This window comes from Devosia sp. MC521 (assembly GCF_014127105.1).
Classification (GTDB): Bacteria; Pseudomonadota; Alphaproteobacteria; order Rhizobiales; family Devosiaceae; genus Devosia.
The window spans coordinates 2,484,975-2,510,900 of record NZ_CP059902.1 but is presented as its reverse complement, the minus strand read 5'-3'; the positions used below and the strand labels follow the sequence as shown (position 1 = coordinate 2,510,900).

The window sequence follows — 25,926 nt, the reverse complement described above, 5'->3', positions numbered from 1 at the left end:
GCTGACAATCCCTAAGTGTCAGCATAACAAAGGCGTGATGACTTCGTTCCGCTTAATCTAAGTCAATTCTGGCGCGCCGAGCAGAAGTGATCGGCGCGCCAACTTGGCGTTTTACTCTGTGGCTTCTGGGCCGATAGTGAGAACTGTTGGCGTCGCGCTAAAGATGCGTTTGGCGACGGCCTGTACGCGTTCTGGGGTTACCGCCTCAATCAACTCGGTCCGAGTGTCGACGTAATCGAGGGGCAGGTTCAGCAATTGGTTGCTGACCATGGTGCCGACGAGACCGCCGGTGGACCCAAGATTGTTGATGGCGTAGGAGCCGACCAGATAGCGCTTATAGAGATCGACCTGCTCTTGGGTCGGGCCCTCTTCGGCGATCTGCTTGAAGATGTCATTGATCACCGTTTGCGCTTCGGCCGCGTTTTGTGGCTCGGTGGAGGTGCCGAAGGTGATGAGGTTGGAATAGCGGAAATTGGCAAGGCCGCCGCTCACGCCATAGGACAGGCCGCGCTTTTCACGCACTTCGGTGTTGAGGATGGAGCTGATCCCACCACCCGCCAGCATCTCAACGAGCACCTGAGCCGGGTAATAGTCCGGGTCTTCGATGGCGATGCCGGGATAGGTGATGCGCAGGCTCGTTTGAGGGAGCGGGTAAGCCACGGCGAGAGTTTCGCCAATGTTCACCTCGGCCGTTGCAACCGTCGGCAGCGTGCTCTTTTCAGGCAGTGCGCCAAAAGCCTTATCGATGATCGCGCCGGCCTCAGCTTCGGTCACGGCGCCGATGATGCCGATCTTGAGCGTGTCGCGCGAGAGACCAGCCTTGTAAAAGGCGCGCAGGTCTTCTGGCACAATCGCGGTCAGCGTTTCCTCGGTGCCGATGGTCGGGCGAGCATAGGGGTGGTCGCCATAAATGGCGGTGTTCCACAAAAGCGAAGCGCGATAGCTCGGGTCTTCGGCACTGCGTCGAATGTTTTCAATGGCGATGCGGCGCACGCGATCGAGATCGTCTTGCGCGAACCGAGGCTCGTTGAGCACTTCGGCCATGAGCGCAAAAGCCTCGTCGGCGTGGTCGCTCGTGGTGCGGGCGCTTCCCCAGAAGTAATCCTTGTCGGCAGATAGCTGGAGATCAAGCCCTACCTCTTCGACCTTGGCGGCGAGTTGGTTTGGATCAAGCTGCGCGGTAGCTTCGGTCATGACAGCGGCGGTAAGGCCGGCCACGCCCGCTTTTTCCGCAGGCTCCTTGGTCGCTCCGGCTTCAAATGCGAAGGACATGGAGATGATGGGGAAGGTCTGATCTTCCACCATCCATGCGGAGATGCCGCCAGGCGTGGTGAACTGCTTGAACTTTGATTCAGCGACAGCCGGGAGTGTGAGCGTGCCCAGCAAAACGGGGGCGAGCACGGCGGCGAGACGGACAGATTTGGGCATTGGGAAGGCGATCACTGCACTGTCTCCTCGGTTGCTGGGGCCAGGCTTGGGGCAGGCTCTGTGGGCGCAGGGGCATCACCGGTTGCAGCTGGCACCTTGGGCAGGAGATAGCCCGTGACGGAGATGTCGGGGCGCAGGTATTTGGCGGCGACAGCCTGAATATCGGCCGAGGTGACGGCGCGGATCTGGTTGGGGCGGTTGTTGATCTCGTCGATGGTCATGCCGTTGACGAGCCAAGAGCCATAGTAATTGCCCACGCCCGCAGCGCTATCGAGGCGGAAAATCATATTGCGCAGATAGCGGTTTTTGACGCGATCCAACTCGGCATCGGTGACGCCGTTCTCGATGATTTTTTCGATTTCGCCATAGGCTTTGGCTTCGAGCGCCTTGAGGTCGATGCCCTGTTGGGGCGAAGCGGTCAGGCTGAACGTGCCATAGTCAAAAGCGCCCCCATCGTAAAAGGTCGCGGCGTAAGAGGCGTCGCTGGAATTGATATAAAGTTCCTGATTGAGACGGCTGAGCGTGCCGGTGCTCAGGATGGCGCTGAGAACGTCGAGTGCCTCCGCTTCGCCCGGCTCTGCCGTGCGGTAAGAGGGCACAATCCAAGACTGAACAAAGCTTGGCGTTGCTACGCGGTCATCCAAAAGGGTCACCGTGCGCGTGGTCTCTTGGGTAGGCTCTTGCGGGCGAACGCGCTCCGGCAGGTCTGGCCCGCGCGGAACTTTGCCATAGGTCTCTTCGGCCAACTTGAGTGCTGCATCTGGGGTCACGTCTCCGGCAATCACAACGATTGCATTGTTGGGAGCATAGAACCGCTCATAGACGCCGAGGGCATCTTTTTGATCGAGCTGCGCGATCTCGTGGGCCCAGCCGATAATGGGAATGCGATAGGGGTGGTTCTGGAAGAGGGTGGCGTCGATCTCTTCGCTCAGAACACTGCCGGGATCAAAGTCGACGACCTGTCGACGCTCGTTCTCCACAACGGAGCGCTCGGAGGCGATCACCTCCTCGGGCAGAAGCAGATTGCGCATGCGGTCGGCCTCGATCTCCATGATCTGTGGCAGCACATCGGCGGGCACGGTCTGGAGATAGGCGGTGGTGTCATAGGTGGTGAAGGCGTTGTGGTCGCCGCCGGATTCGCTGACCAAACGATCGAGTGTGCCTCCGGGGAATTTCTCGGTGCCTTTGAACATCAGGTGTTCAAGGAAGTGGGCAATGCCGGACTGACCAACCGGATCATCGGCTGAGCCAACTTTGTACCAAGCCGTTTGCGTGACGACGGGAGCGCGGTGATCGGGAATCACCACCAGCTGTAGGCCATTATCCAGGGTGTAATGACTGATATCGGGAACGATCTGGAGATCTTCGGCAAATGCCGGAGACACCAGAAAAACAGAGATTAGGGGCCAGGATATGGTCCTGTTCATTGACTTATAAGCTCCGACTTCAAATTACGCCGACATTCCGAGCAAGCGCGGCATTTGGCTTTTGCTGCGGCGGTTGCTTAGCTGGTGGGTATCACTTAAATGAGGCACAAATTTCCATTCGAGGAACGCGGCGATGGCCAGACAGTTCATTTATCACATGCACGGCATGTCCAAGGCTTATGCCGGGGGCAAGAAGGTTCTGGATAACATCCACCTCTCGTTCTACCCCGATGCGAAGATCGGCATCCTTGGCCCGAACGGCTCGGGTAAGTCTACGCTTCTCAAGATCATGGCCGGTATCGACACCGAATTCACCGGTGAAGCCTGGGCTGCCGATGGCGCCAAGGTTGGCTATCTTGAGCAGGAACCACAGCTCGATCCAAACCTCGACGTTCTGGGCAATGTCATGCTCGGCGTTAAGGAGAAGAAGGCTGTCATCGATCGTTATAACGAATTGATGATGGACTATTCGGACGAGACCGCTGACGAAGCGGCCAAGCTCCAGGACGTTATCGACAGCCAGAACCTCTGGGATCTGGAAAGCCAGGTCGAAGTGGCTATGGAAGCCCTTGGTTGCCCTCCGGGCGACTCTTCGGTGGCCAATCTTTCGGGTGGTGAAAAGCGCCGCGTGGCTCTGTGCGCGCTGCTGCTCTCCAAGCCAGATCTGCTGCTGCTCGACGAACCGACCAACCACTTGGACGCTGAAACGACCGCATGGCTCGAACGTCACCTTCGTGAATTCGAAGGCGCTGTGCTGATCATCACCCACGATCGCTACTTCCTCGATAACGTGACCGGTTGGATTCTCGAACTCGACCGTGGCCGTGGCGTGCCTTACGAAGGCAATTACTCCGCTTACCTCGATGCCAAGGCCAAGCGCTTTGCGCAGGAAAAGAGCGAAGACGCGGCTCGCGCCAAGGTTCTGGAACGCGAAAAGGAATGGATGGGCATGTCGCCTCAGGCACGCCAGTCCAAGTCCAAGGCGCGTATCAAGGCCTATGACGAACTGGTCAAGATCAACGATGCGCGTACTCAGTCGCACACCGCTCAGATCATCATTCCGCCAGGCGAACGCCTTGGCCACAATGTTATCGACGTAGAAGGCATCTCCAAGTCGTTTGGCGATCGTCTGCTCATCGACAACCTTTCGTTCAAGCTGCCTCCGGGCGGTATCGTGGGGATCATCGGCCCGAACGGCGCGGGTAAGACCACGCTGTTCAAGATGCTCACCGGTCAAGAAAAGCCAGACTCGGGCACCATCACGGTCGCTGAAAACGTTGACCTTGGTTATGTCGATCAGAGCCGCGATGCGCTCGATGGCAATAAGACCGTTTGGGAAGAAATTTCTGGCGGCGACGACGTACTGATGCTCGGCAAGCGCGAAATGAACTCGCGCGCTTACACCTCCACCTTCAACTTTAAGGGTGGCGATCAGCAGCAGAAGGTTGGCAATCTTTCGGGTGGTCAGCGTAACCGCGTTCACCTTGCAAAGATGCTCAAGGCGGGCTCGAACGTTCTCCTCCTCGACGAACCGACCAACGATCTCGACACCGAAACTCTTGCAGCGCTTGAAGAAGCATTGGAAGAATTCGCAGGTTGCGCAGTGATCATCAGCCACGATCGTATGTTCCTCGATCGTCTGGCGACCCACATGCTGGCCTTTGAAGGCAATAGCCATGTTGAATGGTTTGAAGGCAACTTCCAGGACTATGAAGCGGACAAGGTCCGTCGTCTTGGCGCCGATGCCGTCAATCCAAAGCGCGCGACCTACAAGCCGCTGACCCGCTAAGTCTGTTCAAGACGAGCAACACATTCAGCCGGTCCCGAATTTCGGGGCCGGTTTTTTGTTGGATGAGCAACCCCGGCGAGACTTGGCCTCGATAAAAGGGGTGGTGAAAAGGGTGAGGTTTCCGCCTCGCCGGAGTGACAGACCATCCTCACCTCTGGGCGATCTGGCCAATGACGAGGCCCGTCATCGCAAGAAGCTGTCGCCCACTTGCGCTGCCGCATTTGGGCTTGGCTGTGGCAGCGCTGGCAGCGGCCGCCACGATCTTGGCCCTAGGGTATCACGCTGACTACCAGGTCCAGAGGTTGGATCAGCAATGGGCGACCCCATTGCATCTGCCATTGCGTCCCGTTCACTCGTCATGACCGTGCTCATGGGCACAACGGGCATGAAACTAACTTAGGTTATGTTGGCGGGGATAAGTCTAGAAAAGTTCTCCGGCCTCCACCTAGAGAAAAACGCAGTGTTCTCTTCATTGGGCCTTAAGCAATGTGAGGGAAAGCTGCTCTTGTTTGCCGGTTTCGTATGGCAGTTCTGCTTATGGCGGGAACCAATGTTAGACGTAAACGTCTTCCAGTTTCGGACTATTTTTGTAAGGGGCTGACGCGCGCATGGATGTGACGGTCTTTTCCCGCGTCTTTGAGGCGCTCCCCAGTCCCTACCTCCTTCTCAATCGCGAGCTGCGCATTGTGGCTGTGAACGCGGCCTATTTGGAGGCCGCCGAACGCAAGCGCGAAAACGTCGTGGGGCGGATGGTGCGCGACCTGTTCCCTAATCCGGGAGAAGGGCGCGATAAACTCCAGCAATCCTATGAGCGCGTCTTGGAGACGGGGCTGCGTCAGACACTTCCTTACCTGCATTACCCCATCGCTGGCGCGGACGGCACGATCCGCGACAAGTATTGGACCGCCGTCCAAGTGCCTATTTTTGGCGAGGATGGTGAGGTGGAATACATCTTGCAGCAGGCGGTGGATGTGTCCGAGTTGGCGAGTGCCGATGGTGATGGGGCGCTGGCGGTCGCAGCGTTTCCGGCGGCCTCACAGTTGATCGAACGCACGCGTGAGACTGAAAAAACGGCCGAAGAGTTTCGCAGGCTCTTTCAGCAGGCACCGGGCTTTGTGGTGGTGGTGTCGGGCCCGAACCACGAAATCAAATTCGCCTCCGATGGGTTCGCGACGATGGTGAACAATCGCGCGACTTTGGGCATGGCTGGCGCGGACGCCCTGCCGGAAATGATTGAGCAAGGGTTCTTCCTGTTGCTCGACCGGGTCTATCACGAGGGATATTTCCATAGTGCCGAGGCGGCGAAGGTGATCATCAACAATGATCCGAGCCAGCCGCCTTTGGAGCGCTATCTCGATTTCACTTTTAACCCGATCAAGGATCGTGACGGCCATATCACCGGTGTGTTTGTGCATGGGATTGATCGAACCGAGGCCGTTAAAGCGCAGCGGCGGCAGCGCCTGCTGATCGATGAGCTGAACCATCGGGTCAAGAACACGATGGCGACGGTGCAATCGATCGCGCGGCAGACCTTGCGGACGACCGATGACCTCGACACGGCCCGATCTAATTTTGAATCTCGGCTGATTGCGCTCTCAAAGGCCCATACGATTTTGAGCCAGCGCAGTTGGCGCGACACGGAAATCGGCCAATTGGTGCGAGAGGAGCTCTCGGCGTTTGACGATGAGCGCGTGCGCTATGGCGGGCCGATCATCCCGATCAACGCCAAGTCGACGATTGCGCTGGCGTTGGTGTTGCATGAACTGGCGACCAATGCCGCCAAGCATGGCGCTCTGTCCTCGGCCGATGGTGTGTTGTCGGTCAGTTGGGAGCAGGGCGCCAACACGGAATTGATGATCAACTGGGTGGAACGCGGCGGCCCACGTGTGGCGGAGCCGACGCGAACCGGATTTGGCTCGCGCCTCTTGCGCACGGTCGTGACCGGTGAATTGGGTGGGACGCTCAACCAGCGTTATGCCGCTGAGGGATTTTCGGCACTGTTGTCGGTGCCCCCAGCAGCTTATGGCGCGCAGGAGGGCGATTTTGGCTAATCCATCCGGCAAGATTTTTGTGGTCGAGGACGAAACGCTCGTCCTCTTCAATCTCGAAGACATTTTGGAGGATTTGGGGTTCACAATCGTGGGTGAAGCGATGTGGATCGACCAAGCCCAATCGCTGGCGGCGTCGGTTGAACAGCCCGATGCTGCGATATTGGACGTCAATATCGGTGGTTCCTCGGTGTTCCCCGTGGCGAAGATTTTGGCCGACCGGGGCGTGCCGATCCTCTTTGCAACGGGGTACGGACGCGAGGGGCTGTCGGCGGAATGGCAGGACAGTCCTGTGGTTTCAAAGCCTTACACTCAGGCCGACATTTCGAACGCGCTTAACACCCTGCTCAAGCTCAATTAAGGGGCTGTTTTACCATTGCGGCAGGAGGATGCGAAAACCCTTTGAGGCCGCTGGACTTTCTACGGTAAGCTGTGCAAAACCACCGCGGTTGCGGAGCCTTGGCTTTCTGGGGGATTTGATGAAGAGGTTTTTGACGGGAGCGGCATTGCTGTTCTGCTGCGCTCTCGCAGTGCCCGCGCTGGGGGCTTCTGGGGAATGCTCTTTGGCTGGCTACGACAGCTTCGCGTGTGACGTGGCAGTCGACGGTGGCGGCATTACCTTTGCTCTGCCAAACGGCGACACTTTCGTTTTCGCCCATGAGGCCGATGGCGCTGGTCCTGGTTATGTGATCGCCGCAGATAGTCAGCCCGGTCGGTCGCCCGCACAATTGGGGCGCTTTTTTCCGGTAGCGGATCGAGACGGTTGCTGGTTTGCGCCGATCAAAGAGATTACCTTCTGCGCCAGTATCGCAGAGTGAGTTCCTAAAATGACCGCAGAACCCTTTTCTATCGACATTGGTGGCGCAACCATCGAGGGGGTAGAACAGGGGGACGGGCTCCCGATCATTTTCCTGCACGCCGGTGTTTGCGACAAACGCATGTGGGCCGAGCAGATGAGCGCGGTGGCGGATGCCGGTTGGCACGCCATTGCCTATGATCGACGGGGCTATGGCGAGACCACCAGCACCGACGAAGCTTTCAACCATCTCGACGATCTCGAAGCCTTGCTCGACGCGCTCGATATTCACGCGGCGCTGTTTGTCGGCTGCTCGATGGGCGGTGGCCTCGCCATCGACTTTGCGCTGGCGCATCCGGGACGCGTGTTGGGTCTGGTGCTGATTGGGACTTCGGTGACAGGCGCGCCATGGACGGCGACGGCGGAAGAACGCGCCATTGAAATGGCCGAAGAAGACGCATGGGATCGCGGTGATCTCGACATGCTCAATAAGGTTATCACCCATCAATGGCTGGATGGACCTCGGGCGAAAAGCGGCCGTGTGGGCGGGGATGCGCGGGCGCTGTTTATGGAGATGAACGGCAATATTTTGCGCAAGCCGGAGCTGACGGGAGAGATCGCGCGGCCAAAGGCGTGGGATCGCACAGAGGATCTGACGGCGCCAGCGCTGCTGATCGTTGGCGATGAGGATTTTACGGCGCTGGTTGAGCGCCACGAAACCTTGTCGGAAACCATGCCCAATGCATTTGCCGTGGTGCTTGAGGGCGTGGCGCATATTCCAAGCGTTGAACGACCGGACTTGGTCAATTCACTGCTCTTGCAGTTTTTGGACGTGCTGAGCGGGGTGGATGACGAAGATGAGGACGAGGACGCGGTTTAGGCGTTCGCGTTTGAGGGTTTAGTCCCCCCACCCTCAATCCCTCCCCTCGAGGGCGAGGGAGGCAGATCGGGTGTGTGGCGAGGCTGGTGTGTCACCTTCCTCAATCCAGCCATTCGAGCGTAGCAGTCATGGCTTTCTGCCCTCAGATTATCCAAACGGGATGATCTGACTTCGGACGGTGGCGGACATACCCCCACCTAGCCTCCCCCGGGTCGGGGGAGGGATGGCAGCGAGTGTGCCGAAGGTTTGAGTTAGACGGGAATAATGCCGTCGAAATGCTTGCCGACTTGGTCGGTGGGGATGTTGGTCAGGTCTTTGTCCAACTCAGCGATAATGGTCTTTTTAACGTGCTCGGACATCGCCTTGCGCAGATTGCCCAAGGCAATCGGGGCGGCGGCGATGACGAGGCGTTGGAATTCGTTTTTGAGAGCGCGTTTATCGAGGCGGGCGGCAACTTCCTTGATGAAATCGGCTTCGCGCAATTGGGCGGGGCTTTTGTCTGAGGTTTTGCCCTTGCCCTCTTTATCGGTGTTGATGTCTTGCGCTTGCAGGGGCTCTATCGACCAATCGAGGGCGCCAATTGTGGTGAGACCCTTATTGGGGCCGTTGTATTCGACAACGCGGGCTTGCGTGCCGTTGGCAATCAGGATCCAGGTGACAGTTTTCATCTGTTTCTCCTCTCTATGGTCCCGCGTTCAAGTGCGGTCACTGAGTACAACGTGGGATAGAGTCAAAAGTTTGCCAAGGGTGGCAAAGTTTATACCGGAGGCGCGCGGGGCCAATTGATGGCGTGCTGTGAGCCTGTTACTGCCAAGGGGCACGGGTCCGTGCCGGGGTAGTTCTATGTCTTCGCCAAATCGTGTTCGTGGTCCACAGCCTGCCAAGGCGAACGACAATAGTGGGGTTCTCGCCGCGGTCGGGGCCTATTCCACCTGGGGCGTTTTGCCGGTGTTGTTCCACTTTCTTGAGCCCGCGGGCTCGGTGTTGGTGGTGGCAGAGCGGGCGCTTTGGTCGGTGCTGTTTGTCGGGCTCTTGCTCGCCTTCACCACTGGATTTGGCTAAGTTAAGGCGGTTTTGGCCAATCGGCGAACCTTGGCGGTTTTGGCCAGCTCGGCGCTGCTGCTGTTTGGCAATTGGCTGATCTATGTGTGGGCGGTCGAAAGCGGGCAGGTGCTGGAGGTCAGCTTTGGCTACTTCATCAACCCCATCGTCAACGTCGCCATTGGCATCGCGCTTTTGGGAGAAAAACAGAACCGCGTGCAGTATTCGGCGATTGCGGTGGCGTGTCTCGCGATTGCTATTCAGTGGGTGGCGCTGGGCAAGGTGCCTCTTGTTGCGCTCAGCCTAGCCCTGAGTTTTGCGGCCTATGGCTATATTCGCAAGACTGCGCAGGTGGGCTCAACTTCAGGGCTGTTTGTTGAGACGATTGTCGTGTCGCCCATCGCCATGGTGCTGGTAGGGCTTTATTTTGCGGCGAACGGGGCGGGGGTTCATGCTGATCCCAAGCTGATGACGCTCTTGGTAATGAGCGGTCCGGCGACAGCTTTGCCGTTGATTATGTTTGCATATGGCATTCGCCGCCTGCGCATGACGACGATTGGCATGCTGCAGTATCTCTCGCCTTCCATCACCTTTGTGCTGGCGATTACCTATTTTGGTGAGAGCATTGATCCGGTGCGATTTGCCAGCTTTGCCCTGATCTGGTTCGCCTTGGCGATCTACTCGTGGGACGGTTTGAGACGCTACCGTCGCAGCAAGGCCTAGGCGGCGGTTGGCGGTTGGGCCTGGCGGATCTGATGGGCAATGGCTTCAAAGGTTTTGCCAAAGGGCGTGGCTTCGCGCCAGACGAGCCGCAACTGACGGGTTGCGGTTGGGTCATTGAGACGATGGACCGCAATGCGCGGGTTATGGCCTTCTTTGCGCATCGCAATTTCAGGCAGCAGGGTGACGCCCTGGCCTGAGGCGACGAACTCCACAATGGTTGAGAGCGAGGTCGCGGAAAACGTGCTCTTGCCACGGCCCGGCAGGCCGCAGGCGGCAATGGCCTGATCGCGGAAGCAATGGCCCTCATCAAGCAGGAGCATGCGTTCAGGAGCGATGGTGTCGAGCGAAACCGGCTGCTGGACAATTTCATTGCTGGGCGTGGCCAGAACGAAGTGATCTTCAAATAGGGCATGAACCACAAGGCGTGGGCCGGTTTGTGGTGGCTCGGTGGCGATCAGCGCGAGATCAAGACGTCCGTCCTGGACACTGGTGAGCAAATTATCGGTTTGCGCTTCGGAAATCGCAAAGCGCAAATCGGGCATGGTCTGGCCCAGCGCTGGGAAAATTTCGGGCAGCAGGTAAGGCGCGACCGTGGGGATAAGACCAAAGCGGAGAGGGCGATCGGGGCGGTCGGCGTGACGCAAGGCGAAAGCGTCGAGCGCTTCGGCACTGCGGAGGGCCTCTTCGGCGAGCAGAACGAACTCTTGACCGAATGGGGTGACGCGAACGCCCGTTTTCAACCGGTCGAACAAAGGCGTGCCACACAGGGCCTCTAGGGCGAGGATCTGTTGAGACAGGGCAGGTTGGGTGACTGCGCAGGTTTCCGCAGCACGGCCAAAATGGCCAGCGCGGGCGACTGCAACGGCGTAACGCATCTGTTTCAACGAGATTTGCATGATAAGATAATCTTATCATGATTGGTAGAATTATCAATTGGCCTTATGGCGTGCGAATCCGTATATGTGGGGCCAATAAAAAGGAGCCCCGCTGTGGAAGATAACGTATTCCCTGACCAGAAAGACGCAGCACCGACAGGCAAGTGCCCGGTGAATCATGGCAAGCAGCAGGCCGGTACGCAGAACCGCGACTGGTGGCCAAACCAGCTCGACCTCTCGGTCCTGCACCAGCATTCTGCTCAAGCGAACCCGCTTGGCGAAGAATTCGACTACGCTGAAGAGTTTGCAAAGCTCGACTACGAAGGCCTCAAGGCAGACCTTCGCGCGCTGATGACCGACAGCCAGGAATGGTGGCCAGCCGACTGGGGTCACTATGGCCCGTTCATGATCCGTATGGCTTGGCACTCCGCTGGCACCTACCGTGTTCAGGACGGTCGTGGTGGCGGTGGCGAAGGCCAGCAGCGTTTCGCGCCGCTGAACTCTTGGCCAGATAACGTCAACCTTGATAAGGCCCGCCGTCTGCTGTGGCCAATCAAGCGCAAGTACGGCAACCGTATTTCCTGGGCTGACTTGTTCATCCTGACCGGTAACGTTGCGCTCGAATCCATGGGCTTCAAGACCTTTGGTTTCGCTGGCGGCCGCGTTGACACCTGGGTTCCAGAACTGGACATCTACTGGGGTCAGGAAGGCGAATGGCTTTCGGACGCTGAGCGTTACACCGGCGAGCGCAAGCTCGACGACGCCCTCTCCGCTGTGCAGATGGGCCTGATCTATGTGAACCCAGAAGGTCCGGCTGGTAACGCCGATCCGCTGGATTCTGCTCGTGACATTCGTGACACCTTCGCCCGTATGGCGATGGACGACTACGAAACCGTTGCACTGATCGTTGGTGGTCACAGCTTCGGCAAGACCCACGGTGCGGGCGACGCATCGCTGGTTGAAGCTGAGCCAGAAGGCGCGCCAATCGAAGCACAGGGCCTCGGCTGGAACAGCAAGTTTGGTTCGGGCAAGGGTGCAGACACCATTTCGTCGGGTCTCGAAGTCATCTGGACGCAGACCCCGACCCAGTGGAGCAACAAGTTCCTTGAAAACCTTTATGGTTTTGAATGGGAACTGACCACTTCGCCAGCTGGTGCAAAGCAGTGGACGCCAAAGAACGGCGCCGGTGCTGGCACTGTTCCGGATGCGCATATCGAAGGCAAGAGCTGGGCTCCAGCGATGCTGACCTCCGATCTGGCGCTCCGCATGGACCCAGCTTACGACAAGATCTCCCGTCACTTCCTGGCGAACCCAGATGAACTGGCTGACGCATTTGCGCGCGCTTGGTTCAAGCTGACCCACCGCGACATGGGCCCGAAGGCTCGTTACCTCGGCGCGGAAGTTCCATCGGAAGAACTGATCTGGCAGGACCCGCTTCCAGCGCGTGACTTTGCGCTGATCGACAATGCTGACATCGTGGCTCTTAAGGGCGACATCGAAGCCGCTGGTCTTTCGGTATCGGCTATGGTTTCGACCGCTTGGGCTTCGGCTTCGACCTATCGTGGTTCGGACATGCGCGGCGGTGCAAACGGCGCTCGCGTTCGTCTCGCGCCGCAGAAGGACTGGGAAGTCAACCAGCCAGAACAGCTTGCAGAAGTGCTTGCTGCGCTCGAAGAAATTCAGGCTGAATTCAACGAGTCCCAGACCGGCTCCAAGCGTGTTTCGCTTGCTGACCTGATCGTTCTGGCCGGTGTTGTCGGTGTTGAACTGGCAGCGCTCGACGCTGGCGTTGTTATCGAAGTTCCGTTCACCCCAGGCCGCGTTGACGCGACCGACGAACAGACCGACGCTGACAGCTTCAAGTGGCTCGAACCACAGGCAGACGGTTTCCGTAACTTCTACCGCAAGCAGCGCCTGTCGCCAGAATCTGCACTGGTTGACCGTGCACAGCTGCTCGGCCTTTCCGCTCCGGAAATGACCGCACTGGTTGGTGGTCTGCGTGTGCTCAAGGCTGGCGTCAATGAACATGGCGTCTTCACCGACAGCCCAGAAGCGCTGACCAACGACTACTTCGTCAACCTGCTGGACATGTCCACCAAGTGGACCCCAGCTGGCGACAATGTCTATCAGGGCGTTGATCGTGTGACTGGCGAAGCGCGTTGGACCGCGACCCGCGCTGACCTCATCTTTGGTTCGCACAGCCAGCTGCGCGCAATCGCAGAGGTGTACGGCCAGGCGGACAATGCTGAGAAGTTCGTTCGTGACTTCGTGGCGGCTTGGACCAAGGTGATGAACGCAGACCGTTTCGATCTGCGCTAATCGCTAGAGCTTTGCTCTAAGTATGAAGGCCCCGGTGCTCAGCATCGGGGCCTTTTTGCTTCTAATCGGTGCGTTTCAGCCAGCCAGCCATGCGCTGCCACACAGTGGCTGAAGGCGTGTCGAGTGGCGCTGGAGCGTCACATGAATAACGCTCTGACATTTGTTTGATGGCGCCGTTCGATCTGGCGCTAATCATGGCGCTCCAAAGGGGTGTATTTCCATAGTCGTAATTAGTTTTGGTCATGATCACTCCTTTGTGGTATTTGCGTTTGAGTGATGAAGACTATTGTGTGATTGTTAGCTCACTGTTTGATTTTTGAATTTTGTTTGTGATGGGGTCGGTTTTAGGAGGGGGATGCCTTCATACGAAGGTGTTGATTTTGAAACTTCGATGCGGTCGGCACGACGTGCGGATGGCTGTGTCGTGGTGTTCACCCGACAAGAACGCACCTTGCTGCTGACCCTGACACGGAGGGCAGGAGCCGTGGTGACACGGAGTGAGTTGGCTCAATCCCTCAGTCAAACTGGTCGCGAGGCGGGCGAGCGGAATGTCGATTTTCTCGTCAATAAGCTGCGCCGGCATTTGAAGGACGACGCAAGGGAGCCCCGGTTTGTCGCCACGCAATATGGCGAAGGCTATGTGTGGGTGGCGCAAGAGACGCGCAAAACTTCAGACGCATTTCTTGTGCTCGGACCGCTTCAAGGAGAGGTGGGGGCGCCTCTGGCGCAGGAGCTTGTCGCTCAAGTCCATCGACAACTCGCCAGTCTTCTCGGAGGTGGCCGCGCTGTGGTCATCGACGCAAGTGGAGGCGAAAAGGGGCAGCATCAATATGGCTTGGCGCTGGCCTGTATTGCCGATGAGGGGCGCGTTCATGGCGTGCTCACGCTGACCGGTCGCGATAGTCCGCGTGCTTTGGCCAGCGTGCGTCTGGTCGTTGAGCGGGGTCATGCCTTGCCAAAAGCTATTGAGTTGGCGCGTTGGGTGCGGAGCTCCATTTGACAAAATATGGCTCAACCCGACCATACAGCGCCGATCAGCGCGAGCGATGTTCCTCTGGAAATCCGCTTGAGTCAGGCGAACCGCGCGCTCATGGCGCCTGTAGCGCATTGGCGAGAGGGCGAGCGCGAGCTCAAGGCAGCGCGGGGGCATGCGCCCAATGACTCAACATTGGCGATGCTTTGGGCGTTCAATCGCATGGTGCAAAGCATTGATTGGCCCCCTGATGCGGCGCTATCTGCGCCGGGCGCAGTGGAGGCTTTGCAGGATGAGATCGAGAGCCTGGTTTTTGGGCATCTGCAGGCCACGGAAGACAATCCGTTGTTGAAGTTGGCGGCCGCCAAGATGTTGTTTTTCATCAATCGCGGTCATCATGAATTTGCAGAGCAATTGGCGGAAGAAGCGTTTGCGGAATCGACCGCTTTCGCCGCCGCCTATGCCACAAGGGCGCAGCTCTATATGTGTGCGGGGCAACTCGAGGAGGCGCTAAGGCTCTATGACCTCGGGCTGGAACTGGCAGAGTTTGGTACAGAGTTTTACGCCTATCTCCTGATCCTAAAATGCACCGCTCTTATGGCCGGAGGACGGCGCGCCGAGGTGCAGGCGACAACGTTGGAGTTGTTTCAGGCGTGGCCTCATGCCCAAGCCATTGCGTTGTTTTTTATCTCGCCCTTGCAGAGCATGACGCCCGAGCAAGAAACCATGCTGGCGACATTAACGCCTGAGCGCCACGGCGATGATCCAGCACCTGCATTATACCTCAGCGCGTCATTTTCTATCTGTCGAGCATAGGCGGCAGGTGCTGTCAGGGTTGACGGCGGCTTTGCATGAGCAGTTTCCTGAGGTTAACCTCATGCCGCCGGAAGTGCTCGCGGAACTCCATTTGCTACAATTTTATTCAAATGCTGGAGTGAAGCTTTAGCAGCCACAAGCAGATAGGGGTTCAATCTCTCCCAAAAAGCCACACTCGGAGATAGGGCGCATGGGCGAGAATGATAATGGGCAAAGAGCGTTCGCAAGTTTTCGCGTGTTGACGACCGACAGCGATACGTCTGAACGCACAATGCTGTTCCGGAACATGGCGCAGCTGTTTTCGTTTGTGTCTGATCGCTGCGACGACGATCAGGTCAATCAGTATGACGAAGCGCTCTGCCGCTTGGCTGAATATGTCGAGATCGAAGCGCGGGCGCATGTAGCGAAAATTCTGGCTCCACTGGAGCGCGCACCCGGCACGGTGGTGCTTCGGCTCGCGAATGACGCGATTGAGGTGGCCCACCCTCTGCTCGAGTTCTCGACGGTTCTCAGTGATGACGATCTGATCGACATCATCGCCAACCAAAGCGAGGAACATCGCATCGCCATTGCTAGCCGCAATGGCGTCAATGAGCGGGTTGGGGAAGCCATTGTCGAGCATGGCGACGGCGCTTCGGTTGTGCGTCTGGTGCAAAACCCCAAGGCTGAGTTTGCACGGGAAACGCTGGCGAAACTGATTAAGCGTGCCCAGCAGGACGCAGCGCTGGCTGACGATTTGCGCGGACGCAATGATATCGATTGGTCCTCGGTTCGCAACGAGATCGATGAGGCGTCTGAAAAGGTTCTGCAGGCTATTCCGCAAGCCAATGTGGCGCTCGATCCGGTAACGGCGAGCAAGATCAATGCGGTGGTTTACAATCGCCTGCGCGCTCGTGCGGGGTTCAACGCGCAGGAATGGAAGGTCGCCTATAATCAGGTAAAGGGCTTGGCGGATCGCCGTCAGCTTGATGATCGGGCTTTGGCGCGATTTGCCCGCTTTGGCTATGGTCACCATTCGGCTGCGGGCATTGCTGTGATGCTCAAGGTCGGTCCGGAGATCGTGGTGCGCTGGCTGGCCTCGCAGGACTACGCAGCGCTCACCGTGGCGCTGAAAGCGCTGGGGCTGAACGCAGACCTTTATGAGGCGATTGTTGCCACACTGCCGTGGCGCGATCTGCCATCTGAAGAAGAAAAGCGGATGGTCCTGTCGCGGTTTAAGGCGCTGGAGCTGGAAGACGCCAGAGAGATTTTCGCCCTCTGGCGCGCGCATTCCTTTCGTAAGAAAGGCCCCAGCCTAGAACGCTATTCGGCCTGAACGGTCCGGCTTGGCTGAGCGAGTAGCTTGCCCATTTGCTGCATGTCGTGACCTGCGGGTTCTTGGAAAACGCGCAGGTCGAACTCTGCCAGAATGGCATAGAGATGATCGAAGATGTCCGACTGGATAGCTTCGTAATTCACCCAAACCACAGTGTTGGTGAAGGCATAGAACTCCATCGGCAAGCCGGTGGAGGTGGGCTCCATCTGGCGCACCATGATCACCATTGAGGGGTGAATGTGGGGGTGGTTGCGCAGATACGCTTCAGCGTAAGCGCGGAAGACGCCGATATTGGTTGAGCGGCGCGTGTTCGCAGGGACTGTGGCGCGCTCGCCCAGGCTGGCGTTCCACTGCGCAATCTCCTCACGCTTCTTTTTGAGGTAGTTTTCGAGAAGGCCGATTGAGGCCAGACGATCGAGTTCGTCCTGGTTGAGGAAGCGGATGGAGCTTTGGTCGATATTGATGGCGCGCTTGATGCGACGGCCACCGGATTCCTGCATGCCACGGTAGTTTTTGAACGGATCAGTGACGAGGCGGCGAATGGGGATGGTGGTGATGGTTTTGTCAAAGTTCTGGACTTTGACCGTGTGCAGCTCGATGGCAAGAACATCACCATTGGCGTCCTGATTGGGCACTTCGATCCAATCGCCAACGCGGACCATGTCGGTGGACGAAATCTGAATGCCTGCGACCAGCGAGAGCAGCGTGTCCTGAAATACGAGGATCAAGACGGCGGCCATGGCGCCAAGACCCGAGAGCAGAATGACCGGGGATTGATCCATCAGGGTGGCGATCATCATCACCGTGGCGATGACGTAGACGGCGATTTTGAGGACCTGAATATAGCTCTTCATCGGCCGCAGGCGGGCCTTGGGGCGGCGATGGTAGATAACGTCAACGACGTTGAGCACAGCCGAAATGGCGCGGGCCAGCATCAGAATAATGGTGGCATTGGCGACGTTGCGAATGGCGACGACGGCAACATCATGCAGGTTTGGCACGATGGCGATGCCGAGTGCGATAATTAGCGGTGGCGCGGCCTGGGAGAGGCGCTCAATGACATTCTGGCGGCTGAGCTCGGGGTCTTTGCCATAGGGCGTGAACTTGAGCAGGCGATGCAGAACACGCAAGAGGACGAGCTTGATCACCAGATTCGCAGCATAAGCGGCGAGTGCGAGCAGGATGAGCGCTATGCTTGTGCTGACCAGCGGGTGATTGTCGATCCACTCAAGTGGCAGCATAAAGTCTCCTATCAGCGGGCGGGCGCTGGAATACGGCGGTTTGCCGGGCGGCCCCTTCAAAAGGAACCGCGTGGCAGAATGACGGCAGATGGGTTAAGAACAGGCTAGACCTCGTCACGATAAAGATATAAACATATCTTTATATCTGAGGTGTGTATGAGCAATCTGAACGAGTTGGTGGGCGTTTTGAAGGCGGCGGGGGAAAGCACCCGGCTGCGCCTTTTGGCGCTTCTGGCCGATGGCGATCACTCGGTCAAGGACCTGACCGAGATATTGGATCAAAGTCAGCCCCGTGTCAGCCGTCATTTGAAACTGCTTGCCGATGCAGGCCTAATCGAACGCCATGCGGAAGGGGCCTGGGCCTACTATCGCCTGACCCCATCGGGGCAGGGCGCAGATCTGGCCCGTTGGCTGACCTCACGTGTTGACCCGACCGACCCTGAGCGGTTGCGCGACAGAGCGCGTCAGGCTGAAGCGCGGAGCGCGCAGCAGGCTCTGGCGGCGAATTACTTCGCGCAAGTGGCGGACAGCTGGGACCTCTTAAAAACCCTTCATGTGCCAGAAGCTGCGGTGGAAGCGGCGGTTTTGGAAGCGGTTGGCGAACGCAAGATTGAGCTGCTGCTTGATCTGGGGACGGGTACAGGGCGGATGCTCGAGGTGCTGGCGCCTGCATACGAGCGCGGGATCGGCATCGACTCCAGCCGTGAAATGTTGGCGGTTGCCAGAGCGCGTCTGGTGGAAGCTGGGCTCGCCCATGCGCAGGTTCGCCTCGGCGATATGGCGGCGCTCGATAGCACGCTGGGACCAGCGGACGTGATCGTGGTGCACCAAGTGCTGCACTATTTTGACGATCCGGGTCGAATGCTGGCGCAGGCCAAGGGGTTGTTGAAACCCGGTGGGCAGGTTCTGATCGTCGACTTTGCGCCGCACACACTCGAATTTTTGCGCACCGACCATGCGCACCGACGCCTCGGGCTCTCCGATGAGCAGATGTCGGGTTGGGCCAATTCAGCGGGAATGGATGTGCAGTCTGTACGTCTGTTCCCAAGCGACACAAATGATCAGGGGCTGACCGTGTGTCTGTGGTCTCTGGTCGATCGAAATAAGACGGAAAACTAAAATGCTCGATGACAATTTGCGCGCTAGCCGCAAGACCGCAGAGACGCGGCCGGATTTGCAGATCTCGTTCGAGTTCTTTCCCCCCAAGACCGACGTTATGGAAGAGCGGTTTTGGGAAAGCGTACACAAGCTTGCGCCGCTGAAGCCACGTTTCGTGTCGGTGACTTATGGTGCCGGTGGTTCGACACGCGAGCGTACGCTGCGCATGGTGAGCCGCATTGCATCGGACACCGGTGTGCCAGCGGCAGCGCACTTGACCTGCGTTGGCGCGACCAAGGCCGAAGTCGACGAGGTTGTGCGCGGCTATAAGGATGCTGGCGTGACCAGCATTGTGGCGCTGCGCGGTGATCCACCAGAAGGCATTGGGCAGCCGTTCACGCCGCATCCGGAAGGCTATCAGAACGCGGCTGATCTGGTTGCGGGTATCCGCAAGATTGGCGATTTCGATATTTCGGTTGCCGCCTATCCGGAAAAGCACCCACAGAGCGAAAGCTGGGATGTCGAAATCGACAATCTCAAGCGCAAGATCGATGCCGGTGCGAACCGTGCGATTACGCAGATGTTCTTCTCGAACGCGGACTATCTGCGCTATGTCGAGCGCGCGCAAAAGGCCGGTATCACCGCGCCAATCGTGCCCGGCATTCAGCCAATCCACTCGTTCAAGCAGATTTCAGGCTTTGCCGGTCGCTGCGGTGCGTCGATCCCAGAATGGCTCGCAGAGCGTTTTGATGGGCTCGACGAAGACCCAGAAACGCATGCGCTCATGGCTGCAGCGGTTGCGGCGGAACAGGTCACCGAACTGCTCGATGAAGGCATAACGGAGTTCCACTTCTTTACGCTGAACCGGTCAAATCTGGTTCTGGCACTCGCGCGCTTGCTGGGTCGCCGCCCGTAAGAGGCGTTCATCCCCCGTTCAGACGGGGTGGCGGATGATGGGATCATGGCCGCAGTTCATATTGTGGCCATGAAAGCGGGGTTTGTCCTCGCCTAGCGCCCACAGCCGTTTGGATGATGTTTATGAAGATCGACCGCCGCATTACCAATGGCTTGGCCTGGACCGGCGCTTTGCTGGTCGTTGCCATTCCATCCGCAGACTTCATTACTCGCCAGTTCATGCCTGATGTCGGATCAAGCGTGGCTGTGGTCAGTGAAGTGCGTGCGCCTGCTGCTACTTCGGCGCCTGCAGCCGTTTCAGCCCCGGCGTCTCCAGTGGTTGAAGCGCGGCAAGAGGTGGCTGAAGCTCCAAAGGCGAGTGCACCTGCTGCGGCTCAGTCTGGCGATGTGGTCGATAATTTTTTGAACTCCGGGCGTGCGCTTCCCGATTATATCTCAGGCGGTGGCAGCGCGCCTGCGGCTAAGCCCGCGGCTCAGCCTGAAACCCAGCCGGTTGCCGCGAAGCCAGCAGTTCCGGCGTCGATACAGCCTGCGCAGCAGGCCGTAGAGAAGCCTGCGCCAAAACCAGTACCGGCTCCGGTGGCTGTGCCCGTTGCAACGCCACCAGCCGCTCCGGCTCCTGCACCTGCGGTTGTTGCTACTGTGCCAAAGGTCGTCGGGTTTCCGACGCCTGCGTGGCAGCGTCCGCCGTCAGTCGAGGTTGCGTCTACACCGCCGCTGATTATCGATACGCCGCCGATCCATAGTCAGACCGTCATACGTCCGTCAGATAACCGTGTTATCCGACTCCAAGACAATCGCGTCATTCGGCCTGAAGAGCTTGATGAGATGGAAGAATGGGAAGCTGGGCCTGTGCAGGATTTCCTCAATCAGCAGGGTAGCCGCGCCACCGTTCGCCGCCAGCAGATTGTGCCACCAAACGCAGTCGTGCCTCCGGCCAATGTTGGTGGTGGCAATGACTATGTGCCGGGCGGTTTTTTCTTTGATCAAGGTCCCGCGAACGCGCAACCAAGGGGCTTCCCTCTGGTTTATGACGGTAGGGACATCCCCGAATATGAAGTCTATCCGTTGAACTGATGAAACGGGTCCATGCGGTGCTGGCATGGACTTCATCGTAAAATGCCGATAGAGAGGTGTTTCGACGGAAACTGAAAGCGACAGCAAATGTTATCTTGCGTCCGCAAAGCTGAAGAGAACAACGATCTGCGTCATAAGCTGTCGCGGTTCCTTGGCTCGTTTTCAGATCGCACCGGCCTCGCGGGCCGAGTGGCTGATATTCTCGACCCAGACACATGGCTACCGGGTGGGCGCGACGCTGCCTTTACGCTGGCCTTGATTGCCTTGTCGGCCAAGATGGCTGTGGCTGACGGCGCGGTGACCGCATCGGAAGTGCGGGCGTTTAACGCTACGGTCGATATTGCCGATGGTAGCCGCGAGCAGGTGCAGAAGCTTTTCAACTTGGCCAAGCAGGATGTTGCTGGCTACGATTCTTATGCACGCAAAGTGTCCCGCTATTTCGCTGAAACGCCAGAAACGCTGGAGCACGTGCTCGACGGGCTGTTCTTTATCGCCACGGCGGACGGCCTCGTGCATGAAAGCGAGCTGGAATACCTGCGACACGTCAGCTCAATTTTTGGGTTCGATGAGGCGCGGTTTGAACAGATCGCCTCCCAGCATGTGATGCTGGAGGAGGGGGTGGACCCTTATATGGTGCTGGGCCTGCGCCACGATGCGCCGCCTGAGGAAGTGCGCCGGGTTTATCGCCTGCTGGTCGCCGAACACCATCCGGATCGTTTGATTGCTAAAGGCGTGCCTGAAGAGCTGATCGATGTGGCGACCGCGCGCATGGCGTCGATCAATTTGGCGTATCAAGCGATTACTCGGCCCAAACCCCAACCGATGCTCACTTGACGGATCAGTGGCGCTGCCGCATTTAGGCACCGTCAGTTGACCGGGTGACCGCTGGCGGGTGGGTAACTGCCCGTTGGAGGAAAGTCCGGGCTCCATCGAAACACGGTGACGGCTAACAGCCGCCGGGGGCGACCCTAGGGAAAGTGCCACAGAAAGCAAACCGCCTCGGCATGCCGAGGTAAGGATGAAAGGGTGCGGTAAGAGCGCACCGGGCGTCTGGCGACAGAGGCCGCACGGCAAACCCCACCGGGAGCAAAACCAAATAGGGATGACGCGGGCTTTATGCCCAGCCTGTTTCGAGGCCAGATCATCCGGGTTGGTTGCACGAGCGCGCCGGCGACGGCCGCCTCAGATGAATGGTCACCGCGTCGCTTTTAGCGGCCTTACAGAACCCGGCTTATAGGTCAACTGGCATACCTTCCCCATGGTGGTGGGGAGGGGCGTCCACAGGACGTGGGGTCGCAACCCCGTGAGATATCCCTGTGTGCCCTTGCGATTTTCGTCATCTTCCCTTAAACGGGGGCCCCTTGGACCTCCGCCGTATTTCCGGCGGGCACACGCTTTTTTGGAGTTGGCGCGATGCCCCTGGCAACACCGTTTTACCTGATCGACGAAGCCAAGCTCGATCTCAATCTGGCAAAAGTTGATCGCCTGCGGCAGCTCTCCGGGGCGAAAGCTGTGATGGCGCTTAAGGCGTTTTCGACCTGGTCAACCTTTCCGCAAATCTCCCAGCATATGGACGGCTCAACCTCGTCCTCGCTGAATGAAGTGCGTTTGGGCAAGGAAAAGTTTGGCGGGGAAACCCACGCTTATTCCGTGGCTTGGTCCGATGATGAAATCGACGAAGCGATTTCGTACGCCGACAAGATGATCTTCAACTCGATCAATCAGCTCGAGCGTTTTGGTGCCAAGGCTGCGCATATGCCAGTTGGGCTGCGGGTCAATCCGGGCGTGAGTCATTCCCATTTCGATCTTGCCGATCCGGCGCGACCATACTCCCGTCTGGGGGAACGCGACGTCAGCAAGGTTGAGGCGGTTATGGACCGCGTCAGCGGGTTCATGCTGCACTGCAATTGCGAGAACGACAGTGTTGTCGCTTTCTCCGCATTGCTCGACACTTTTGAAGAAAAGCTCGGTCACCTTTTCGAGAAGCTCGAGTGGGTCAGCTTTGGTGGTGGTATTCACTTTACCGGCGCTGGCTACGACATCGATGCGCTGGCAGCCCGCCTCAAGGCGTTTTCTGAGCGCTATCAGCTACAAGTTTATCTTGAGCCCGGTGACGCGATCGTCACTGGAACTACGACGCTGGAAGTGTCGGTTCTTGATGTGGTCGAAAACGAAAAGTCTGTCGCCATTGTCGATAGCGCCGTTGAAGCCCATATGTTGGATCTGTTGATCTATCGGCAGAGTGCCGAAATGGAACCCAATGCCGGTCCAAACCACTATGTTATCGCGGGCAAGTCGTGCCTCGCCGGTGACGTGTTTGGCGAATACGATTTTCCGACGGAACTCAAGGTTGGAGACCGTATCTCTCTGCAGAACGCAGGCGGGTACACAATGGTGAAGAAGAACTGGTTCAACGGTGTTGCCATGCCTTCCATCGCTATTAAGAAACGAAATGGGGATGTCGAGCTGGTACGCACGTTCGACTATTCTGACTATCTCGCTAGCCTGTCTTAGGATTGGCTGACCTTTCCACCCATAAAAAGGTGTTTCGTGACAATTGAAGAAAAACGTACTGATCATCGGCGCCGGAGGTGTCGCGCAGGTCGCAGCTTATAAGGCTGCAATGCACAATGATGTTTTGGGAGACATTCACATTGCCTCCCGAACGCTGTCCAAGGCTGACGCACTGGTTGCGGGCATTTTGGACAAGAAGGCGCTTAAGCGCCCTGGAGTCTTGGCTGCACATAAGCTCGACGCAATGGATGTCGAAGCCACCAAGGCACTGATCAAGCAGACCCACACACACATCGTCATCAACGCCGGTTCTGCGTTTTTGAATATGTCGGTTCTGCGCGCCTGTATGGATACGGGTGTTGCCTATATCGACACAGCAATTCACGAAGACCCTAAGAAGATTTGCGAAGCGCCACCGTGGTACGGCAACTACGAGTGGAAGCATCGCGATGAATGCGAGCGCAAGGGCGTCACAGCCATTCTCGGTGCTGGCTTTGACCCAGGCGTGGTCAATTCTTATGCGTCGCTGGCAGCGAATGCCTATTTCGACCAGATCGACAGCATCGACATTATCGACGTCAACGCTGGTAGCCATGGGCGCTATTTTGCGACCAATTTCGACCCGGAAATCAACTTCCGTGAATTCACCGGCACCGTTTGGAGCTGGCAGAATAGCGAGTGGACGGCGAACAAGATGTTCGAAGTCAAGCGCACGGACGATCTGCCGGTCGTTGGTTCGCACACGACCTATCTCACCGGTCACGACGAGGTGCATTCGCTCTCGGCCAATCTCGGTGTTCCAGATGTTCGTTTCTGGATGGGTTTTGGCGAGCACTACATCAATGTCTTCACCGTTCTGAACAACCTTGGCCTGCTTTCTGAACAGCCGGTGACGACGGCAGAGGGCTTGGAAGTTGTGCCGCTTAAGGTGGTGAAGGCGGTGTTGCCTGATCCGATGTCGCTCGCGCCGGGCTACACCGGTAAGACCTTCATTGGCGATCTCATCAAGGGCACGCGCAATGGCGAGGCCACTGAGCTGTTAGTTTACAACATCTCAGACCACGAAGAAGCCTTTGCTGAGACCAATAGCCAGGCGATCTCCTATACGGCGGGTGTGCCTGCTGTCGCGGCCGCAATGCTGATCGCTACGGGTGAGTGGGATTGCCATCGCATGGCCAATGTCGAAGAACTGCCAGCTGTGCCGTTCATCGATCTTTTGGGCAGGCTTGGCCTGCCGACACGCATTCGTGACGCTAAGGGTGACCGCGAATTTAACCCGGCTGAGTTTAAGGCCCAGAAGGCTAAATCCAAGCTGGCTTAAGGATTTACGACATACGAAAGACCGGGAGCAATCCCGGTCTTTGATGTTTTGGGCACACTCTTAGGTTTGTTATTGCAACCACTTCCCGGCGACGGGCTTATGTCTGCAATACAATTACGGGCCTCTCTATGGACTATTCTAACAGCGGTGATCCGATGCGGGGTCGGAAAAACCCTTTCAAAAACAGCTACTTTAGGTTCTACGTCCTGAGCGGCGCTCTGGTTTTGGCACTGGTTGTGGGCATCGTGAAATTTGCCGCTGTACCGAACGAGCTTGCCCCTGTGCTCTATGCTCAGCCGTTCAGCGGGAAGGTGACCTCAACGCTTGTGCCCGGCCCGTTACGATAAGTGACATCGGCACTGAGGGAATGGGCCATTGCTCTGACGATGCGCGTTCCCAACCCAGTGCCACGCGGTTTGCCTACGCCGCTCCAGCCAACGCCATCATCTTCGATGATCAAGCGAACACTGTCATTCTGACAGCGCATCGTGATGCGGATTTCGCCGGGCTCGCGACCCTCATAAGCATATTTGAGCGCATTGGTGACCAACTCAATGAGAATGACGCCGAGAGAGGCCACCTTCTCCGTTGGGACTGGAAAGCTCTGCACATCGGTGCGAATGCGTGCGGTTTGGCCCTCTGCCTGAACGCTGTTTTCGAGTTCGCCAATCAGGCTGGAGACATAGTCGCCAATTTGCACGGTTCGGACGTCGCCGGAGGTATAAAGGTGCCTATGCACCCCGGCCAAAGCATGAATACGCGCCTGCGTCTCGGAGAGGGCGCGCTTGGCTTCCTGATCCTCTAAGGCGTTCGCTTGTAAGCCGACGAGCGCGGCAACCATGGCCAGTGAATTGGCGACACGATGATTGACCTCCCCCAACAGCATTTCGGCGCGTTCGCGGGCTTCACGGGCTTCGCGGTTGGCGCGTTCATTGGCGCGGGTCAATCTCACACTGTCGACGGCGCTATCAATCGCCACCAAGAGCAGTTCCATGAATTGCTCAGAACCGGTCTTGGGGACGAAGTCGGTGGCCCCGGACTTCATGGCGGACACGGCAATCTCGGTTTCAGCAGCGCCTGTCACATAGACAACACCGGGCCGGTTTTCGAGCGTGCCCATGCCTGCGAGAATGTCTAGGCCGGTGCCGTCGGGCATGTAGTGATCAAGCACGGCGACATCGATATTTTCATTCTGCAAATGGGTCAGCGCTTCTCCAACGCCGCCAGCGCTGAAGAAGTGGAAGCCCCTGCGCTGCATGGCTTTTTGAACCAGCCGCGTCAGACCCGGGTCGTCATCAACATAAAGAACGGTCGGCGTTCTATTCGGCAT

At 57.9% G+C, this 25,926-nt stretch carries 24 protein-coding genes and 1 other RNA gene; 18 read left to right on the top strand and 7 right to left on the bottom strand.

Going from position 1 to position 25,926, the window contains the following annotated elements; all coding sequences use genetic code 11:
• Positions 1–111 precede the first annotated feature (111 nt).
• On the bottom strand, positions 112–1,443 hold the full coding sequence (locus tag H4N61_RS12020) for a pitrilysin family protein (RefSeq protein WP_169195121.1): 1,332 nt from the start codon (positions 1,441–1,443) through the stop codon (positions 112–114).
• Positions 1,440–2,855: a pitrilysin family protein gene (locus H4N61_RS12015; protein WP_182394100.1), complete on the bottom strand. Its 1,416-nt coding sequence runs from the start codon at positions 2,853–2,855 to the stop codon at positions 1,440–1,442. Before H4N61_RS12015 ends, H4N61_RS12020 begins: the two co-directional genes overlap by 4 nt.
• Positions 2,856–2,988: 133 nt before the next feature.
• Here H4N61_RS12015 and ettA point away from each other — a divergent pair, with 133 nt between their 5' ends.
• From ettA to H4N61_RS11990, 5 genes are all read left to right on the top strand, one after another.
• Entirely contained in the window at positions 2,989–4,644 is a 1,656-nt protein-coding gene (gene ettA, locus H4N61_RS12010; RefSeq protein ID WP_169195123.1) for an energy-dependent translational throttle protein EttA, read from the top strand.
• Positions 4,645–5,252: 608 nt separating this feature from the next.
• Positions 5,253–6,695: an HWE histidine kinase domain-containing protein gene (locus H4N61_RS12005; RefSeq protein ID WP_169195124.1), complete on the top strand. Its 1,443-nt coding sequence runs from the start codon at positions 5,253–5,255 to the stop codon at positions 6,693–6,695.
• Positions 6,688–7,053: a response regulator gene (locus H4N61_RS12000; protein WP_248305962.1), complete on the top strand. Its 366-nt coding sequence runs from the start codon at positions 6,688–6,690 to the stop codon at positions 7,051–7,053. The genes H4N61_RS12005 and H4N61_RS12000 overlap by 8 nt, the downstream gene beginning before the upstream one ends.
• 118 nt (positions 7,054–7,171) lie before the next feature.
• Complete coding sequence (locus tag H4N61_RS11995; protein ID WP_182394099.1) at positions 7,172–7,510, top strand: hypothetical protein; 339 nt, start codon at positions 7,172–7,174, stop codon at positions 7,508–7,510.
• A 9-nt stretch (positions 7,511–7,519) separates the two neighbouring features.
• Positions 7,520–8,368, top strand: coding sequence for an alpha/beta hydrolase (locus H4N61_RS11990; protein ID WP_169195127.1), 849 nt, complete (start codon positions 7,520–7,522; stop codon positions 8,366–8,368).
• A 251-nt stretch (positions 8,369–8,619) separates the two neighbouring features.
• Here H4N61_RS11990 and H4N61_RS11985 read toward each other — a convergent pair whose 3' ends face one another.
• Entirely contained in the window at positions 8,620–9,036 is a 417-nt protein-coding gene (locus H4N61_RS11985) for a host attachment protein (protein ID WP_169195128.1), read from the bottom strand.
• Positions 9,037–9,211: 175 nt separating this feature from the next.
• Between H4N61_RS11985 and H4N61_RS11980 the strand changes: the two genes are divergently transcribed.
• Together H4N61_RS11980 and rarD are read left to right on the top strand one after the other, a co-directional pair.
• A complete protein-coding gene (locus H4N61_RS11980) occupies positions 9,212–9,430 on the top strand; it encodes a hypothetical protein (RefSeq protein WP_182394098.1) in 219 nt (72 codons plus the stop codon).
• 12 nt (positions 9,431–9,442) lie between these two features.
• Positions 9,443–10,132, top strand: coding sequence for an EamA family transporter RarD (gene rarD, locus H4N61_RS11975; protein WP_182394097.1), 690 nt, complete (start codon positions 9,443–9,445; stop codon positions 10,130–10,132).
• On the opposite strand, the gene H4N61_RS11970 is transcribed toward rarD, so the two are convergent.
• Positions 10,129–11,028: a hydrogen peroxide-inducible genes activator gene (locus tag H4N61_RS11970; RefSeq protein WP_169195130.1), complete on the bottom strand. Its 900-nt coding sequence runs from the start codon at positions 11,026–11,028 to the stop codon at positions 10,129–10,131. The two genes, rarD and H4N61_RS11970, sit on opposite strands and share 4 nt — an antisense overlap.
• A 93-nt stretch (positions 11,029–11,121) precedes the next feature.
• Here H4N61_RS11970 and katG point away from each other — a divergent pair, with 93 nt between their 5' ends.
• Positions 11,122–13,326 (top strand): catalase/peroxidase HPI, encoded by a 2,205-nt coding sequence (gene katG, locus H4N61_RS11965; protein WP_282567600.1) that lies wholly within the window; start codon positions 11,122–11,124, stop codon positions 13,324–13,326.
• A gap of 61 nt (positions 13,327–13,387) precedes the next feature.
• Here katG and H4N61_RS11960 read toward each other — a convergent pair whose 3' ends face one another.
• Positions 13,388–13,570 carry a hypothetical protein gene (locus H4N61_RS11960; RefSeq protein WP_169195132.1) on the bottom strand — a complete coding sequence of 61 codons (183 nt, stop codon included), beginning with the start codon at positions 13,568–13,570 and terminating at the stop codon, positions 13,388–13,390.
• 111 nt (positions 13,571–13,681) lie between these two features.
• On the opposite strand from H4N61_RS11960, the gene H4N61_RS11955 reads away from it, so the two are divergent.
• The 3 genes from H4N61_RS11955 to H4N61_RS11945 all read left to right on the top strand — a co-directional run bounded on the left by H4N61_RS11955 (position 13,682) and on the right by H4N61_RS11945 (position 16,430).
• Positions 13,682–14,326 carry a helix-turn-helix domain-containing protein gene (locus tag H4N61_RS11955; protein WP_169195133.1) on the top strand — a complete coding sequence of 215 codons (645 nt, stop codon included), beginning with the start codon at positions 13,682–13,684 and terminating at the stop codon, positions 14,324–14,326.
• Positions 14,327–14,332: 6 nt separating this feature from the next.
• The gene (locus H4N61_RS11950) at positions 14,333–15,115 is read left to right on the top strand and encodes a hypothetical protein (RefSeq protein ID WP_182394096.1); all 783 of its coding nucleotides are present in this window, start codon (positions 14,333–14,335) and stop codon (positions 15,113–15,115) included.
• 190 nt (positions 15,116–15,305) lie between these two features.
• Positions 15,306–16,430 (top strand): DUF2336 domain-containing protein, encoded by a 1,125-nt coding sequence (locus H4N61_RS11945; RefSeq protein ID WP_182394095.1) that lies wholly within the window; start codon positions 15,306–15,308, stop codon positions 16,428–16,430.
• Here H4N61_RS11945 and H4N61_RS11940 read toward each other — a convergent pair.
• Entirely contained in the window at positions 16,418–17,671 is a 1,254-nt protein-coding gene (locus tag H4N61_RS11940) for a mechanosensitive ion channel domain-containing protein (RefSeq protein WP_169195136.1), read from the bottom strand. The genes H4N61_RS11945 and H4N61_RS11940 overlap by 13 nt on opposite strands.
• 156 nt (positions 17,672–17,827) lie before the next feature.
• Here H4N61_RS11940 and H4N61_RS11935 point away from each other — a divergent pair, with 156 nt between their 5' ends.
• The 7 genes from H4N61_RS11935 (at position 17,828) to H4N61_RS11905 (ending at position 24,596) form a co-directional block, all read left to right on the top strand.
• Positions 17,828–18,790 carry a metalloregulator ArsR/SmtB family transcription factor gene (locus H4N61_RS11935; protein ID WP_169195137.1) on the top strand — a complete coding sequence of 321 codons (963 nt, stop codon included), beginning with the start codon at positions 17,828–17,830 and terminating at the stop codon, positions 18,788–18,790.
• A 1-nt stretch (position 18,791) separates the two neighbouring features.
• Positions 18,792–19,685, top strand: a complete 894-nt coding sequence (metF, locus tag H4N61_RS11930) for a methylenetetrahydrofolate reductase [NAD(P)H] (protein WP_169195138.1) — start codon at positions 18,792–18,794, stop codon at positions 19,683–19,685.
• A 122-nt stretch (positions 19,686–19,807) separates the two neighbouring features.
• Positions 19,808–20,761: a hypothetical protein gene (locus tag H4N61_RS11925; protein ID WP_182394094.1), complete on the top strand. Its 954-nt coding sequence runs from the start codon at positions 19,808–19,810 to the stop codon at positions 20,759–20,761.
• Positions 20,762–20,848: 87 nt separating this feature from the next.
• The gene (locus H4N61_RS11920; RefSeq protein ID WP_169195140.1) at positions 20,849–21,595 is read left to right on the top strand and encodes a DnaJ family molecular chaperone; all 747 of its coding nucleotides are present in this window, start codon (positions 20,849–20,851) and stop codon (positions 21,593–21,595) included.
• Between the two features lie 32 nt (positions 21,596–21,627).
• Positions 21,628–22,011: RNase P RNA component class A (rnpB, locus tag H4N61_RS11915), an RNA gene on the top strand.
• A gap of 163 nt (positions 22,012–22,174) precedes the next feature.
• Positions 22,175–23,275, top strand: a complete 1,101-nt coding sequence (gene nspC, locus H4N61_RS11910; RefSeq protein WP_169195141.1) for a carboxynorspermidine decarboxylase — start codon at positions 22,175–22,177, stop codon at positions 23,273–23,275.
• A 43-nt stretch (positions 23,276–23,318) separates the two neighbouring features.
• Positions 23,319–24,596 carry a saccharopine dehydrogenase family protein gene (locus H4N61_RS11905; RefSeq protein WP_182394093.1) on the top strand — a complete coding sequence of 426 codons (1,278 nt, stop codon included), beginning with the start codon at positions 23,319–23,321 and terminating at the stop codon, positions 24,594–24,596.
• 292 nt (positions 24,597–24,888) lie between these two features.
• Here H4N61_RS11905 and H4N61_RS11900 read toward each other — a convergent pair whose 3' ends face one another.
• On the bottom strand, positions 24,889–25,926 hold the full coding sequence (locus tag H4N61_RS11900) for a histidine kinase dimerization/phosphoacceptor domain -containing protein (protein ID WP_182394092.1): 1,038 nt from the start codon (positions 25,924–25,926) through the stop codon (positions 24,889–24,891).

Excerpts from the sequence above, each read along its gene's own strand:
- H4N61_RS12015 (WP_182394100.1), bottom strand. The coding sequence starts at position 2,855 with ATGAACAGGACCATATCCTGGCCCCTAATCTCTGTTTTTCTGGTGTCT.
- ettA (WP_169195123.1), top strand. The coding sequence starts at position 2,989 with ATGGCCAGACAGTTCATTTATCACATGCACGGCATGTCCAAGGCTTAT.
- H4N61_RS12005 (WP_169195124.1), top strand. The coding sequence starts at position 5,253 with ATGGATGTGACGGTCTTTTCCCGCGTCTTTGAGGCGCTCCCCAGTCCC.
- H4N61_RS11995 (WP_182394099.1), top strand. The coding sequence starts at position 7,172 with ATGAAGAGGTTTTTGACGGGAGCGGCATTGCTGTTCTGCTGCGCTCTC.
- H4N61_RS11990 (WP_169195127.1), top strand. The coding sequence starts at position 7,520 with ATGACCGCAGAACCCTTTTCTATCGACATTGGTGGCGCAACCATCGAG.
- H4N61_RS11985 (WP_169195128.1), bottom strand. The coding sequence starts at position 9,036 with ATGAAAACTGTCACCTGGATCCTGATTGCCAACGGCACGCAAGCCCGC.
- H4N61_RS11980 (WP_182394098.1), top strand. The coding sequence starts at position 9,212 with ATGTCTTCGCCAAATCGTGTTCGTGGTCCACAGCCTGCCAAGGCGAAC.
- H4N61_RS11970 (WP_169195130.1), bottom strand. The coding sequence starts at position 11,028 with ATGCAAATCTCGTTGAAACAGATGCGTTACGCCGTTGCAGTCGCCCGC.
- H4N61_RS11960 (WP_169195132.1), bottom strand. The coding sequence starts at position 13,570 with ATGACCAAAACTAATTACGACTATGGAAATACACCCCTTTGGAGCGCC.
- H4N61_RS11955 (WP_169195133.1), top strand. The coding sequence starts at position 13,682 with ATGCCTTCATACGAAGGTGTTGATTTTGAAACTTCGATGCGGTCGGCA.
- H4N61_RS11950 (WP_182394096.1), top strand. The coding sequence starts at position 14,333 with ATGGCTCAACCCGACCATACAGCGCCGATCAGCGCGAGCGATGTTCCT.
- H4N61_RS11945 (WP_182394095.1), top strand. The coding sequence starts at position 15,306 with ATGGGCGAGAATGATAATGGGCAAAGAGCGTTCGCAAGTTTTCGCGTG.
- H4N61_RS11940 (WP_169195136.1), bottom strand. The coding sequence starts at position 17,671 with ATGCTGCCACTTGAGTGGATCGACAATCACCCGCTGGTCAGCACAAGC.
- H4N61_RS11935 (WP_169195137.1), top strand. The coding sequence starts at position 17,828 with ATGAGCAATCTGAACGAGTTGGTGGGCGTTTTGAAGGCGGCGGGGGAA.
- metF (WP_169195138.1), top strand. The coding sequence starts at position 18,792 with ATGCTCGATGACAATTTGCGCGCTAGCCGCAAGACCGCAGAGACGCGG.
- H4N61_RS11925 (WP_182394094.1), top strand. The coding sequence starts at position 19,808 with ATGAAGATCGACCGCCGCATTACCAATGGCTTGGCCTGGACCGGCGCT.
- H4N61_RS11920 (WP_169195140.1), top strand. The coding sequence starts at position 20,849 with ATGTTATCTTGCGTCCGCAAAGCTGAAGAGAACAACGATCTGCGTCAT.
- nspC (WP_169195141.1), top strand. The coding sequence starts at position 22,175 with ATGCCCCTGGCAACACCGTTTTACCTGATCGACGAAGCCAAGCTCGAT.
- H4N61_RS11900 (WP_182394092.1), bottom strand. The coding sequence starts at position 25,926 with ATGCCGAATAGAACGCCGACCGTTCTTTATGTTGATGACGACCCGGGT.